General features: G+C 72.7%; 12 protein-coding genes. 3 read left to right on the top strand and 9 right to left on the bottom strand.

What is annotated here, in order from left to right:
• Positions 1–88: 88 nt before the first annotated feature.
• The 5 genes from AB0L21_RS35930 to AB0L21_RS35910 all read right to left on the bottom strand — a co-directional run bounded on the left by AB0L21_RS35930 (position 89) and on the right by AB0L21_RS35910 (position 4,317).
• Entirely contained in the window at positions 89–1,171 is a 1,083-nt protein-coding gene (locus tag AB0L21_RS35930; RefSeq protein WP_365788369.1) for a lytic polysaccharide monooxygenase, read from the bottom strand.
• Positions 1,172–1,193: 22 nt separating this feature from the next.
• Entirely contained in the window at positions 1,194–1,454 is a 261-nt protein-coding gene (locus AB0L21_RS35925) for a hypothetical protein (protein ID WP_365703756.1), read from the bottom strand.
• Positions 1,451–1,771, bottom strand: a complete 321-nt coding sequence (locus AB0L21_RS35920; protein ID WP_365788368.1) for a cellulose binding domain-containing protein — start codon at positions 1,769–1,771, stop codon at positions 1,451–1,453. Before AB0L21_RS35920 ends, AB0L21_RS35925 begins: the two co-directional genes overlap by 4 nt.
• Before the next feature lie 158 nt (positions 1,772–1,929).
• Positions 1,930–3,057: a cellulose binding domain-containing protein gene (locus tag AB0L21_RS35915; protein WP_365788367.1), complete on the bottom strand. Its 1,128-nt coding sequence runs from the start codon at positions 3,055–3,057 to the stop codon at positions 1,930–1,932.
• Between the two features lie 237 nt (positions 3,058–3,294).
• Positions 3,295–4,317, bottom strand: a complete 1,023-nt coding sequence (locus AB0L21_RS35910; RefSeq protein WP_365788366.1) for a LacI family DNA-binding transcriptional regulator — start codon at positions 4,315–4,317, stop codon at positions 3,295–3,297.
• Positions 4,318–4,499: 182 nt separating this feature from the next.
• On the opposite strand from AB0L21_RS35910, the gene AB0L21_RS35905 reads away from it, so the two are divergent.
• Positions 4,500–5,228, top strand: a complete 729-nt coding sequence (locus tag AB0L21_RS35905) for an SDR family oxidoreductase (protein WP_365788365.1) — start codon at positions 4,500–4,502, stop codon at positions 5,226–5,228.
• Positions 5,229–5,253: 25 nt separating this feature from the next.
• Here AB0L21_RS35905 and AB0L21_RS35900 read toward each other — a convergent pair whose 3' ends face one another.
• A complete protein-coding gene (locus tag AB0L21_RS35900) occupies positions 5,254–7,869 on the bottom strand; it encodes a SpoIIE family protein phosphatase (protein WP_365788364.1) in 2,616 nt (871 codons plus the stop codon).
• A gap of 665 nt (positions 7,870–8,534) precedes the next feature.
• Here AB0L21_RS35900 and AB0L21_RS35895 point away from each other — a divergent pair.
• Positions 8,535–9,635: a PP2C family protein-serine/threonine phosphatase gene (locus AB0L21_RS35895; RefSeq protein ID WP_365703746.1), complete on the top strand. Its 1,101-nt coding sequence runs from the start codon at positions 8,535–8,537 to the stop codon at positions 9,633–9,635.
• Between the two features lie 33 nt (positions 9,636–9,668).
• Here the strand turns inward: AB0L21_RS35895 and AB0L21_RS35890 are convergent, their stop codons facing one another.
• The 3 genes from AB0L21_RS35890 to AB0L21_RS35880 form a co-directional block, all read right to left on the bottom strand.
• The gene (locus tag AB0L21_RS35890; protein WP_365788363.1) at positions 9,669–10,481 is read right to left on the bottom strand and encodes a maleylpyruvate isomerase family mycothiol-dependent enzyme; all 813 of its coding nucleotides are present in this window, start codon (positions 10,479–10,481) and stop codon (positions 9,669–9,671) included.
• A 127-nt stretch (positions 10,482–10,608) separates the two neighbouring features.
• The gene (locus AB0L21_RS35885) at positions 10,609–11,397 is read right to left on the bottom strand and encodes an SAM-dependent methyltransferase (protein WP_365703742.1); all 789 of its coding nucleotides are present in this window, start codon (positions 11,395–11,397) and stop codon (positions 10,609–10,611) included.
• A gap of 526 nt (positions 11,398–11,923) precedes the next feature.
• Positions 11,924–12,100, bottom strand: coding sequence for a hypothetical protein (locus AB0L21_RS35880; RefSeq protein ID WP_365788362.1), 177 nt, complete (start codon positions 12,098–12,100; stop codon positions 11,924–11,926).
• Positions 12,101–12,167: 67 nt separating this feature from the next.
• On the opposite strand from AB0L21_RS35880, the gene AB0L21_RS35875 reads away from it, so the two are divergent.
• Positions 12,168–12,815 (top strand): SAVMC3_10250 family protein, encoded by a 648-nt coding sequence (locus tag AB0L21_RS35875; protein ID WP_365788361.1) that lies wholly within the window; start codon positions 12,168–12,170, stop codon positions 12,813–12,815.
• The last annotated feature ends 5 nt before the right edge of the window (positions 12,816–12,820 follow it).

The raw sequence follows: 12,820 nt of genomic DNA, 5'->3' as shown, positions 1-12,820 counted from the left end.
ACCGGCTGACGCGCGCTGTGCCGCCCGTACGTGCTGCGGATGCCCACCGCCTCCCCGGAACCGGCCGGGGAGGCGGAGGCCGTACGCGTCAGGTGGTGCCTTGTGACGTGACGCAGCCGAGGGAACCGGCGGGGACGTTGTCGCCGGTCGATGCCGCGGTGAAACCGAAGGTGACACTGCCGTCGGCGGGCACGACCCGGTTGTGGTCCACGTTGCGGACCGTGACCGTGCCGTCGGTACCGGTGGACAGCGTGCCGTTCCACAAGCTGCTGATCTTGGTGCCCGCCCCGGGCCGCCAGGCCACGGCCCACCCGTCGAGCGGCGCCGTGCCGTGGTTCATGACCTCGACGGAGGCCTGGAAGCCACCGCTCCAGGAGTTCACCACGGAGTACGTGGCCATGCAGGAACCGGTGTGCGGATCCGTGGGGGCCGGCGTGGGCGTCGGCGTGCCGCCGGAGGAGCGGATGCCCGTGACCTCGCCGTGGCCGCCGTCGAAGACGATGTCCGAGCAGGAGAAGAAGTTCTCCTGGCTGTCGGAGCGGACCCACTGGATGAACAGCAGGGCGTCACCGGACCGCCCGGCGGGCAGCTTCAGGTCCCAGGAGTAGTGGCCGCCGTCGGTGCCCGGCGACCCCTGCTGCGGCGGATTGGTGACCGTCTGGATCAGCTCCAGGTCGGCCCAGCGCAGGGCCGAGGTGGGCGACCAGCCCTGCCTGGTGACGTAGACCCGGAAGTCACCCGGGTGCGCCGCCCAGTTGCTGTACTGCGCCTGGATCGTCGCGCCGCTGGTCAGATGGGTCCGCGGCCAGTCCGAGCGGGCCGCGTTGTAGGCGCGGAAGTCGTACGGCGACCGGTCACCCGCGCTGCACAGGGTGCCGTCCGGGACATAACCCGCGCCCCGGCCACCGGCGTTGGAGTCGAGCACGGCGAACCAGTTGTACAGTGCCGTCGCACCGCTCTTCGCCAGCGCGTCCCGGCACGCCGGGTTGGTCGGGTCCAGCCCGCCGGTCGTCGTGTGCGCGTCCAGGTAGCACAGGTAGGTGCGGGATCCGGGCAGCATCGCCACCCCGTGCGCCTGTGCGCTGGTCTGCCCCAGGAGGGTCAGGGCCAGTGCCGCCAGCAGCGTCGACAGAGCCGCTGCCACCGACATCAGTCTGTTGCGTCGAGCCACGTTCAGCTCCTTTCGATTCGGATCAGACGGGCGGTAAACCCCGGGCGGGCGTCGTAGCGGAGTACGCCGCGATCGCCGGGGCGTCGGTGTGCGTCACGCCGGTGCCGTGGCTGTGGCCGGCGAACGGGTCGTGGGTGGGGGTCTCGACGGCGGGCTGCGCGGTGAGCCGGCCGGTCAGGCCCAGCGCCAGGGTGGCGAACGTCGCGCCCAGCGAGGCCGCCCGGTGCCGTCGGCGCCCCGGTCCCGGCCGGTGCGCGGGCGTCCGGTGGGCGGGGTGTGTCATGCGTCCTCCTCGTGCGGGGCTGCGGGTGGTACGAGGCAGGTGCGGCCGACGGGCGCACTCAGCTCCCGGCGCAGTGCGGGGCCGTCGGCGGTGAAGCCGAACGAGGTGGTGGCACCGGGCCGCAGGGAGCCGTTGAAGGCGGCGTCGCGGACGGTGGCCCGGCCGCCGGCCGTGGTCAGGGAGCCGTTCCAGAGGCTGGTGACGCGGGAGCCGCCCAGGTCCCAGTCCGGCGCCCTCCGTGCCGGGCAGCCAGGACGCGGGCGTCGGCATGGCGCCAGAGCCGTCACCGGGCGGCGGCGGGCGAGCGGGAGGCTCATGCGAGGCGGGCCTTTCCTGGAGCGGTCCGGGAGCGGGGCGGGGCCGGGCGTGGGGCGGCGCCGGGGTGGAGCCGGGACCCGCCCGATCGGCGGGTGCGGGACGGGCGGGTCCCGGAGCGGGTGGGTGTGTCACGCGGGCGGTGCGCCGGGTGCGCGGGTCACGCGGTGGTGCAGGCGGCCCCGTTCAGGCTGAATCCGGCGGGCTTGGCGAACGTGCCGCCGTAGCTGCCCTGGAACCCGAAGGTCACCTGACCGCCGGGCGCGATCTGCGCGTTGTAGGCGAGCCCGCTCGCCGTGACCGCCCCCGAGGACGGCGTCACGGTGGCGCCCCAGGCACTGCTGATCCGCTGCCCCGCGGGCAGGGTGAAGGCCAGCTGCCAGCCGCTGACGGGGGAGGAGCCGGTGTTGGTGACGGTGACCTCGGCGGTGAAGCCGCCCTGCCAGACGTTCGTCCCGTACGCCACCTTGCAGGCCGCCGGGCTCCCGGGACCGCCCGGGTCGCCGCTGCCGGTGTCGACCGTGGAGGAGAACGAGGTCACGGCCAGGCCGGCGCCGTTCTGCCAGGGTTCGAAGCCCGCCTGCACGCTGGTCAGGTACCAGCTGTCCTGCGCGAGCCCGCGGGACACGGCCTGCCGGACGAAGTCCATGACGTCGAAGCTCCAGCTGGTGATCGCCGACGGCGCCACGAAGGACAGCACGTCGTTGGAGCCGTTGTTGCCGGACCACACCTGCCACTGACGCCCGGCGACGGTCGCGGTGCCGACCTGGGAACCCACCGGCTGGATGGGGCCCACCTTGTTGAACCACACCATGATCTCGGTCTTGTTGACGCCGTCGGTGCGGGGCGTGGGGTCGAGCCAGATGTCGTACGCGGCGTCGTAGACCGCGTTGCTCACATAGCTGTAGGAAATGCTGGTGGGCGCGCGGGAGATGGTGCCGAGCCGGGCCGGAAGGTTCGTTCCGGGCGAGCAGTTGGTGTAGTGACAGCCGTTGTAGACGGACGGGTAGGACTTCGGGGCGCCGTTCGTCGGTACCGAGCCGTCGGCCTGGGTGACGCGGAAGCCGGAGTCCGTGACGCCGATGCACTGGGTCTCGCCGGTGCCCCAGCGGTTGTTCTGGACGACGTAGCGGCCCTGGATCGTCGTCGAGCCGTACTGTTCGCAGATCGTGGTGTCGGCCTGGGCCGCGGGGGCGACGGTGAGCAGCGCGGTCAGGGCGGCGAGCGCGGTGAGCAGTGCGCCCAGCAGGCCGCGTGCTCCACGGACAGGGTGCTTGTGCGGTCGCATGCGGGTCCTCTCCATGACGGTGAGGGGAGTTCGGGAGCGCTCCCGGGCGCAGGTGGTTGGGAGCGCTCCCATTCCCTCCGTTGGGCAGGGACTGTAGGGAGAGTTCATGTCCCTGACAAGGCTTCGTGCGCGGTGAGGGTCGAAGACGTCTCGAAACCACAGGTCGAGGCGGTCGGGTTGGTGCGACTGCCGTCGCCTGGGAGCGCTCCCGAACTCAGGCCCGGCCGCGCCGCACCGCTACGCCGACTCGCGCACCACCAGCTCCGTACGGAGCACCACATGCCGCCACGCCACCGACGACTCCTCCAGCTCCTCCAGGAGCAGCCGCACCATGGCCCGCCCGATCTCCTCCAGCGGCTGCCGTACGGTGGTCAGCCGCGGCTCGGTCCGCTCGGCCAGCGGAAAGTCGTCGAACCCGATGACGGCGACGTCCTCCGGCACCCGGCGTCCCGCCGCGCGCAGCGCCTCAAGGGCGCCGGCGGCCGTGGTGTCCGAGGCGGCGAGCACGCCGTCGATCTCCGGGTGCCGCTCGATCAGCCGGGCCATGGCGCGCCGGCCGCTCTCCGCGGTGAAATCGCCCTCCGCGACCCAGGACGGCGGGGCGTCCAGCCCGGCCTGGGCCAGGGCCTCGTGGTAGCCGCGCAGGCGGCACCGGGTGACGTACATGTCGAGCGGCCCGGTGATCGTGGCGATCGTCCGCCGGCCCTTGTCCAGCAGATGGGTGACCGCGCCGCGGGCGCCGCCGACGTTGTCCGCGTCGACGTAACTGACGTGCTCGTCGGCCGAGCGGCGGCCCAGCAGGACGGTCGGCAGCCGGGCCTCGGCGAGCATGTCGGGCAGCGGATCGCCGGCGTGCACGGACATCACCAGCACCCCGTCGACCCGGCCGCCGCGGGCGTACTCCAGGAAGCGCTCCCGCTCGGTGTCCGAGCGGACCAGGGTCAGCAGCAGCTGCATCCCGGTGTCGGTCAGGGCGTCGCCGAGCGAACGGACGATCTCGGAGAAGAAGGGCTCCGCGAACTTCCGCCAGTCCGGCTCCGTCATGACGAGCGCGACGGCGTCGGCCCGTCGCCCGGCGAGTGAACGGGCCGCGAGATTGGGCACGTAGCCCAGCTCCTCGATGGCCTGCTGCACGGCCCGGCGTGTCGACTCCTTCACACCGGCCGCGTTGTTGACGACGCGGGAGACCGTACCCCGGCCCACTCCGGCGTGAGCGGCCACCTCCTCCAGCGTCGGCGAGCCAGGGCGCCGCTTGCCCATGACCACCCCCCCAAGAGATCACCGATATTACGGGCCCGGCGCCGGCGGGCACACAGAAAGTTTCGAACGGGCTGCCGGGCGGGCGTCGTCACCGGTCACCCCCTGTCCCGCTCGCTCTCCCACCCCGCGCCCCACGGCAGTACATATGCCATATTTCCGGTAAGCCCGACGAAAGGTGTGTCATGAAGGTCGCAGTCATCGGCGGTACCGGGCTGATCGGCTCGCAGGTCGTGAAGAATCTGAACGCCGCGGGGCACGAGGCGGTGCCGCACTCGCACTCCACCGGGGTCGACGTCATCAGCGGCCAGGGGCTGGACGCGGCCGTGGCGGGAGCCGATGTGGTGGTCAACGCGACGAACTCCCCGACCTTCGACGCGGCCTCCCTGGCGTTCTTCCGGACCTCGATGGACAACCTCCTGGCCGCGGCCCGCAAGGGTGGCGTCGGCCACATCGTCATCCTCTCGATCGTCGGCGTGGACCGGGTGCCGGAGCTGGACTACTACCGGGCCAAGGTGCTCCAGGAGAACATCCTCGCGGCGGGACCCGTCCCGTACTCGATCGTCCGGGCCACGCAGTTCATGGAGTTCATGGACGACGTCCTGTCCTGGACCACCGACGGCGACACCGTCCGGCTGCCCGCCACGCCGATCCAGCCGATCGCCGCCAAGGACGTGGCCGACGCGGTGGCGGAGGTCGCCGTGGGCGCCCCGCTGAACGGCACGCGCAACATCGCCGGCCCCGAGATCTTCACCCTGGACGAGCTGGGCCGCATGACCCTGTCCCGCAAGGGCGACCACCGCAGCGTCGTCACCGATCCGACCGCCGGCATGTTCGCCGTCGTCAAGGGGGACGTGCTCACCGACCCGCACGCCCGGCTGGCCCCCACCCGCTACGAGGACTGGCTGTCCTGACCCGCCCCGGTGCCGGGCCGTGACGTCAGATGCCCAGGACGTCCAGGAGGGCGGAAGGATCCGGTTCCGGGGCGCCCTCCAGCCTCTGCTCCGCCCAGATGACCTTGCCCCGCGCCGCGTAGCGCGTACCCCACATGTCGGCGAACTGGGAGACCAGGAACAGACCGCGGCCCCCTTCGTCGGTGGTGGCCGCGCGCCGCAGCCGGGGTGAGGTGTTGCTGCCGTCCGCCACCTCGCACACCAGGGTGCGGCCCAGCAGCAGCCTCACCCGTACGGGCGGAGCGCCGTAGCGGATCGCGTTGGTCAGGAGTTCGCTGAGGATCAGCTCGGTGCCGAACGCCGCCTCCTCCAGCCCCCAGTCGGCGAGCCGCCGGCTCACCTCGCCGCGTACCCGGGGCACGGCCTCCACGTCGAACGGGACGTCCCAGGTCGCGACGGACGCGGGGTCGAGCAGCCGGGTCCGGGCGACCAGCAGCGCCACGTCGTCACTGGGATGCCCGGGCAGCATCGTCTCCACGAGGGCGCGGCAGGTCTCCTCCGGCGTCCGGTCCGCGTCGGCGATGGCCGAGGCCAGCAGCGCCAGGCCCTCGTCGATGTCCCGTCCGCGGTTCTCGATCAGCCCGTCGGTGAACAGGACGAGACGGCTGCCCTCGGGCAGCTCCAGCTCGCCGGCCTCGAAGGGATGACCGCCCACCCCCAGAGGCGGCGACAGCGGAAGGTCGGGGAAGGACACCCTGCCCTGCGGATCCACCACGGCGGGCGCGAGGTGCCCGGCGCGGGAGAGCGTGCAGTGTCCGCCGACCGGGTCGTAGATGGCGTAGAGGCAGGTGGCACCGGTGAGCGGTACCCGGTCGTCGTCGGCGGCGGTCGCGGTCTGGGTGTCCAGCCGGGTGACCATCTCGTCGAGGTGCCCGAGCAGTTCGTCCGGGGCCAGGTCCAGCGAGGAGAAGTTCAGCACGGCCGTGCGCAGCCGTCCCATGGTGACCGCTGCCTGGAGCCCGTGTCCCACGATGTCCCCGACGACCAGCGCCACCCGGAAACCGGGCAGCGGGATGACGTCGAACCAGTCGCCGCCCACGCCGGACTCCGCCGGCAGATAGCGTGAGGCGACCTCCAGCGCGCCCTGGTCCGGCAGGCCCAGCGGCAGCAGATTGCGCTGCAGCGTCACGGCCAGCGCGTGCTCGCGGGAGTACCGGCGCGCGTTGTCGATCGCGACGGCGGCCCGGGCGACCAGTTCCTCGGCCACGGCGACGTCCTCCTCCTCGAACCGGGGGGAGCCCGCACCACGCCAGAAGTTGACCATGCCGAGGACCACCCCGCGCGCCCGGAGCGGCACCGTGATCAGCGAGTGGATGCCGTAGTCCAGCGCCCGACGCGCCCCCTCGGGGTCCTGCGCCCGCCAGTCCGCGGCGGAGCGCAGATCCTGGACCAGGACGGCCTTGCCCCGCCGCAGCGCCGCCGCCATCGGCGTGTCGGCCACCAGGAACCGGATCACCTCGCCCACCGCCTGCAAGGGATGTCCGCCCTGCGAGGCCCGCAGCGCGGTACGGCGCATCTCGCGGACCGCGCTCGTGGGCTCCTCGCCGCGCAGCACCGAGTCGAGGAGTTCCACGGTGACGAAGTCGGCCATGCGGGGAACCGCCACCTCGGACAGCTCCTCCGCCGTACGCCGTACGTCGAGTGTGGTGCCGATCCGCACGCCCGCCTCGTACAGGAACGACAGGCGGCTCCGCGCCACCTCGGCCTGCCCGGACAGCGCCCTCAGCTCCGTGGTGTCACGGAACGTGGCGACCAGCCCCTGAGCGCCGCCGTACGGCGCGGTGGGCCGGGTGTTCACCGCCAGCAGCCGGTCCCCGGCCGGTACGACCTCGTCGGACGCGGTCTCACCCGACAGCAGCAACCCTGCCAGACCCGGTCCCAGCCCCAGTTCCCGCACATGCCGCTGGTCGGTGTCCCCGGGCAGGTCCAGCAGCCGGCACGCCTCGTCGTTGGCGAGCACGACGCACCCGTCGCCGCCGACGATCAGGACCCCCTCGCGCACCGCGTGCAGCACGGCGTCGTGGTGCTCGTACATCCGGGTCATCTCGGCCGGCCCGAGACCGTGGGTCTGCCGCAGCAGCCGGCGGCTGACCAGCGCCGCGCCCCCGGTCGCCAGCAGCAGCGTCCCCGCCGCCATGCCGAGCAGCATCGGCAGCTGCTGGTTCAGCACCTGGCCCACGTTGCCGTACTGGATCCCGGCGGTGACGATGCCGACCACGCGCCTGCTGGGGTCCGTCACCGGTACGACCGCCCGCACGGCGTCGGACGGCGAGCCGTGGAACGTCTCGGTGAACGTCTCGCCCATGGCGGCCCGGCCGACCCCCTGGGCGTTCGTGCCGATCAGGGTGGGGTCGGAGTCGGTGATCCGGATCCCGTGCCGGTCGAGGACGCTGACGAAGTCGACGCGGGAACCCTTCTGTACCTGCTCCGTCGCCGCCTGCAACCGGGCCGCCGGATCCGGCGACCTCAGCGCGAGCGCCGTTCCGGGCGCGTGCGCGAACGCCTCCGCCACGGCCAGGGAACGGTCCTCGGCGGTGCGCTGGGCGTCGTACCGGCCCTGCACCAACAGGGCGGCGGCACCCGCCGCGACCAGCATCAGCATGATCAGCGCCTGCAGCAGAAAGACCTGCGCGGCGAGCGTGCGAACGCTCAGGGACGGCGAAAGACGCCGTCTGCGCGGCGGCCAGAGCCTGCGGCCACGGGACGGCTCGGATGACCCCCGTGCGCCGGGCGGCGGCGCCGCGCTCGCCCATGGCCAGCGGGAACGTCCGCTCATCTCCCTTTTCTAGCACTGCGCCTGCGCGATCGGCGACCGGTGTGGCCGCCGATGGGTGAGGGGGATCGAGGGGCCGGGCGCGTCCGCCCGCCCGCTGTCGCAGCACGGCGACGGAACCGTCCGGGTCGGTGCGGCCGAGGGCGAGTGTCCGCCTCCGGCGGCTGGTCACCGTCACCCGCACGCACCGCAGGCCCGCACGGCCCCGACCCGCCGGCGCGGTCCGGTACGTCGGCGATCGTCTCGCCTGGCAGTGCTTCCGCCCCGGGCCGCCGGCGGCACCGTGGTCCTGCGGTGAGTGGGGACGGAACATGCCGTTGAGTGGAGCAATCACCGGCGCGCCGTGGCGCCGCACACGAGGCTGGAAGTCTTGTCGAGTTCCTGTGACAGGAGTCCGTGTGCGAAGACCACGTATGCCGAAGCCTGGACATACCGGTCGGGAGTCGGAGGGCGGAGCAGGTGCGCGGACGCGGTTGCCGGACCCTCCCGCATGGATGCGATGGCTACCGGTCCTGTACGTCGCCGTCCTTCTGCTGCTGGAACCCGCGACGCCCGTGGAGTGGCCGGTCAGCTTCGTGCTGATCGCTCTGCCGCTCGTGGCCGCCTTCGCCCACGGCCCGGTCGTCGTCGGCGCCGCCACCGTGTTCGCCGTCGTCCTGGAAGGGGTGCTGGCCGGTACCCCGTGCTGCGCGGGCCGCGAGGTCGGCTACCTGTGGGACCGCCACTACGTGGCCGCCTACATCTGCACCGGCCTGGTCGGCGTCCTCGGCATGATCCTGGCCGCGCACCGCGTCCGCCGTGAGCGCACGCTGGCCGACGTACGCTTCGTGGCCGACATCGCCCAGCGGGTCCTGCTCCGACCGGTTCCGCACCGGATCGGCAGCCTGCACCTGGACAGCCTCTACCGGTCCGCCGCCGCGGAGGCACGCGTCGGCGGCGACCTGTACGAGGCCGTCCCCACCCGGTACGGCGTCCGGCTGCTCATCGGCGACGTCCGGGGCAAGGGGCTGCTCGCGGTGGAGACCGCCGCGGCCCTGCTCGGCGCGTTCCGCGAGGCGGCACACGACGAGCCCGCCCTGCCCGCCCTGGCCGACCGGGTGGAGACGAGCATGAACCGCAGGGCTGTGCTGCTGGGCGGCAGCGAGGTGGGCGAACGCTTCGTCACCGCCGTCTTCGCCGAGATCCCCCTCGGGGAGCCGCTGGTCCGCGTCGTCAACTGCGGCCATCCACCACCGATCCGCATCCGCTCCGGCGAGGTGTGCGAACTCGACAGGGGACGGTCGGCGCCGCCGCTGAACCTCGGGGTGCTGCTGGGGGAGCCGTACCACGTCGACGCCTACTCCTTCCGGCCCGGTGACCAGCTCCTGCTGTACACGGACGGCATCACGGAGACGCGGGACGCGGCCGGCTCCTTCTACCCCCTGCTCCAGCGCCTGCGTTCCTGGTGCTCGCTGCCGCCCCGGGAGCTGCTGGAACGGCTCCACCACGACCTGCTGGCCTACAGCGGCGACCGTCTGCAGGACGACATCGCGGCGCTCGCCGTCCGCCTCCCGGCCGACGAACCGGCCGTACCGCCTACGCCACCGCCCGGATGAGCACGGCACGCGGCGCCCCGGGCCGCCACCGGATCAGAAGGCCGTGTGCGCGAACCAGCGATCGAGGACCGTGACGTCTCCCGAGACGTCGAAGACGGGTTCCTGGTACGACCGCCGACCGTAGAGCAGCAGCAGGAGATCCGCCGCCTCCCCGCGCACCGCCACCGTCTCCGGCTCGGGCCCGGCGCCGCCGCCGGCCGGCGGCGACAGCCGGAAGCCGTCCGCGTCCAGCCGCACCCGCCACTCCTCGCCCGCCGCGCCACCGGGGCCGGCGCACCGGAATGCGAGGATCTCGCCGTCGCCGCGCAGCTTCGTCACACCGGGGGCGAAGAGCCCCGCGTAGGGCAGGTTGACGAGGAACTCGTCCACGCCGTCCGCCGCCAGTACGGGGTCGAGGTCCGGCTCCCGGCCGACGGCGCGCTCCGCGTCCACCCGGTGCACCAGCGTCTCGCAGAGCATCCGGCGCGCCCAGAACCGCGCGTGCTGGTCCTCCCCCCACGCCCACATCGCCGCGTCCGGATCGGTGTCCCGCAGTACGGCCGCCACCTCGGGCACCCCGGCCGCCACCCAGTCGGCATACGCGTGCGGGTCGTCCGGCAGCCCCAGTTCCATGTCACGGCTGCGCGGAGGCTCCTGCACGCGCTGGGTCAACAGCGTGCCGAACCAGCGCTGCAACGTCCCCACGTGCCGGGTGAGGTCGGCCAGCGTCCAGTCGGGGCAGCAGGGCACGGCGCTCGACGGGTCGGCACCCCGCACCGCCTCGGCGAACCGACGGGTCTCCCGCTCGATCGCCTCACGATAGGTGTCGTAGGGCAGGGGATGCCCCGCCCCGCTCGTCGTTGCCATCTGCTGCCGCCGTTCTGCCGTGGCACGGATGCCGGCCTTCTCGTCGCGATCAGTGTGGGGGCTGGAGCCCACTCGAAGGCAAATCGACGCGGTGGGGTGGCGCACCGCCGCCGGACGTGAACCGGAGTTACGGAATGCGGGCCACCGCCGCGTAGATCCCGCTCCCCTCCGGCACCGTGTCCGTACCCGACACGCCCCATTCGGTGGCGGTCACCAGGCCCGGCGGCACGAGATCCAGGCCGTCGAAGAAGCGCTCCACCTCCGGACGCGACCGGAAACCGAGCCGGATGCCGCCCTTGGCGTACTCGGCGGTGACCTGCGCGGCGAGTTCCGGATAGAGGTCGGACGCGGCGTGCGACAGCACCAGGTAACTGCCCGAAGGCAGCGTGGCGACCAGGTTGCGGACGATTCCGTGGGCGTCCTGCTCGTCGGTGACGAAGTGCATCAGCGCGATCAGCGACAGCGCGATCGGCCGGTCGAAGTCCAGGACCCGGCGGGCGTGCCGGACGATGGAGTCCGGCTCCCGCACATCGGCCTGGATGTAGTCGGTGACACCTTCGTCGCTGCTGATCAGCAGCGCCTCGGCGTGGCGCAGGACGATCGGGTCGTTGTCGGTGTAGACGACCTTCGCCGCCGGCACGATCTCCTGGACGATCTGGTGGAGATTGGGCTGGGTGGGGATGCCCGTACCGATGTCCAGGAACTGGTCGATTCCCTGCCCGGCGAGCCAGGCGGCCGCTCGGCGCATGAACTGACGGTTCTGCCGCGCCGCGTCTCGCGCCTCGGCCGGCAGCCGCTCTCCCACGGCCTCGTCGACCGGATAGTTGTCCTTGCCGCCCAGCAGCCAGTCGTAGACCCGCGCGGGATGCGCCTTGCTGGTGTCGATCTCCAGGGCCGGCGGGGAGTCGGTCGTCATAGCAGCTCCGTTGCGCGGGTGAGCGGTTCAGGCCATGTGTTCGATCATCCTACTCGCGGGCTGGACGTGCCTCGCGCCGTGCCGGGAACGGGAGTTGGAGCGGACGGGAGACACGGTCACGCGTCGCGCCGAGCCCGCCGCCGACCTGACCACGCGCCACGGCCGCGGTGCTCGTCGTCCCACCGCAGCACGAACTCGGCCGGAACGGTGGTCTGTCGAAACAGCCAAGCGGTCGGACCAGTGCCGACCGAAGACCACGGCGGTGGTCCTCGGCTCGATCGCCGTCGACGGGATCCCGGCCGCGGTGCCCATGTTCCGCCCGAAGTGGCCGACCGGCCCCTCGGCACCGATCTCCGGGAGCCCCCGGAGGGCGTCCAGGGCCGCCCCGCCACTCCGGTACGGCGCGTTCCGACAGGTGGGCGTCGTAGCGGACGACGACCGGGCTTCCCGGCGCACCAGCCATCCTCGCCCGGTATGCGCGGTACGCGGCCGTCCGCCGTGCCCAGCGTGCCGCCGCCGCGCCCCATCAGCACCGGCGGCGCGTCATCGGCACCGAAGCCGGCGACCGGAGCACGCCGGGGATCTCGCCCACGGTGGCGTCGGGCTGGACGACGCCGTCCGACGCCGCCATGAACCACGCAGAACACACGGGTTGCTGCCCTTCGGAGAGTGCCTTTTCTCCGAGGCGTCCGGCGACACCCATGTCGACTCCTGGGCCTCCTGGGCGGAAACCCGGGACCCGGAAGGCGGAGGCGCGATAGCCTCGGGGGGTGACGGTGCGGTACTACCTGTACATCAGCGACTCCAAGGTCGACATGCTGCTCTCCCAGATCGACCCCGCTTTCGGCCGCAGGAGCACCACCGAAGCCGGCGTGAGCGTCAAGCTGTTCAACGTCAGGCGCAGCGTCGAAGCACCCGCGCCGGACCGGACGGCCAAGCTGGAGCGTGTCCTGCGCCACCTGGAGGAGACCGGGCAGACCGGATCGGTGGACGACCCGGGACCGTACTTCCGCGGCAGCCTGCCCATGCAGTGGGGGCCGCTGCACGGCGAGAACGGCGGGTCGCTGGTGTACTTCGGCGGCCGGACCGAGCAGACGGTCCTCGGCCTCGGCGGCGCCAGCAGCCATGTGCTCGGCGCGAGCGCCCCGCAGGCCCAGGAGTTCGCACCGTCCTCGGTGCCGGCGCTCCTGGCCGGTCTGGCCTCGGCGTTCGCCGCCGACAGCGTCGAGATGCCTGCCGAGCAGTCGTCCCTGGCCTGGGTGCACACCGCCGGGCGGCTGCTGCGTGGCCCCCGGCAGCACGTGGAGTTCGTCGCCCGGCGGCTGCTGGCCGGCCCCAGCCCCTACCCCGAACTCGACGCCCGTCCCGGCATGCGGGTCCTGCTCGGCAGCCCCCTGTACGTGGCCCTGGCCGACTGACGGCA

It is taken from the genome of Streptomyces sp. NPDC052721, assembly GCF_040678315.1.
Lineage (GTDB): Bacteria > Actinomycetota > Actinomycetes > Streptomycetales > Streptomycetaceae > Streptomyces.
This window is presented reverse-complemented; position numbering and strand designations above follow the sequence as displayed.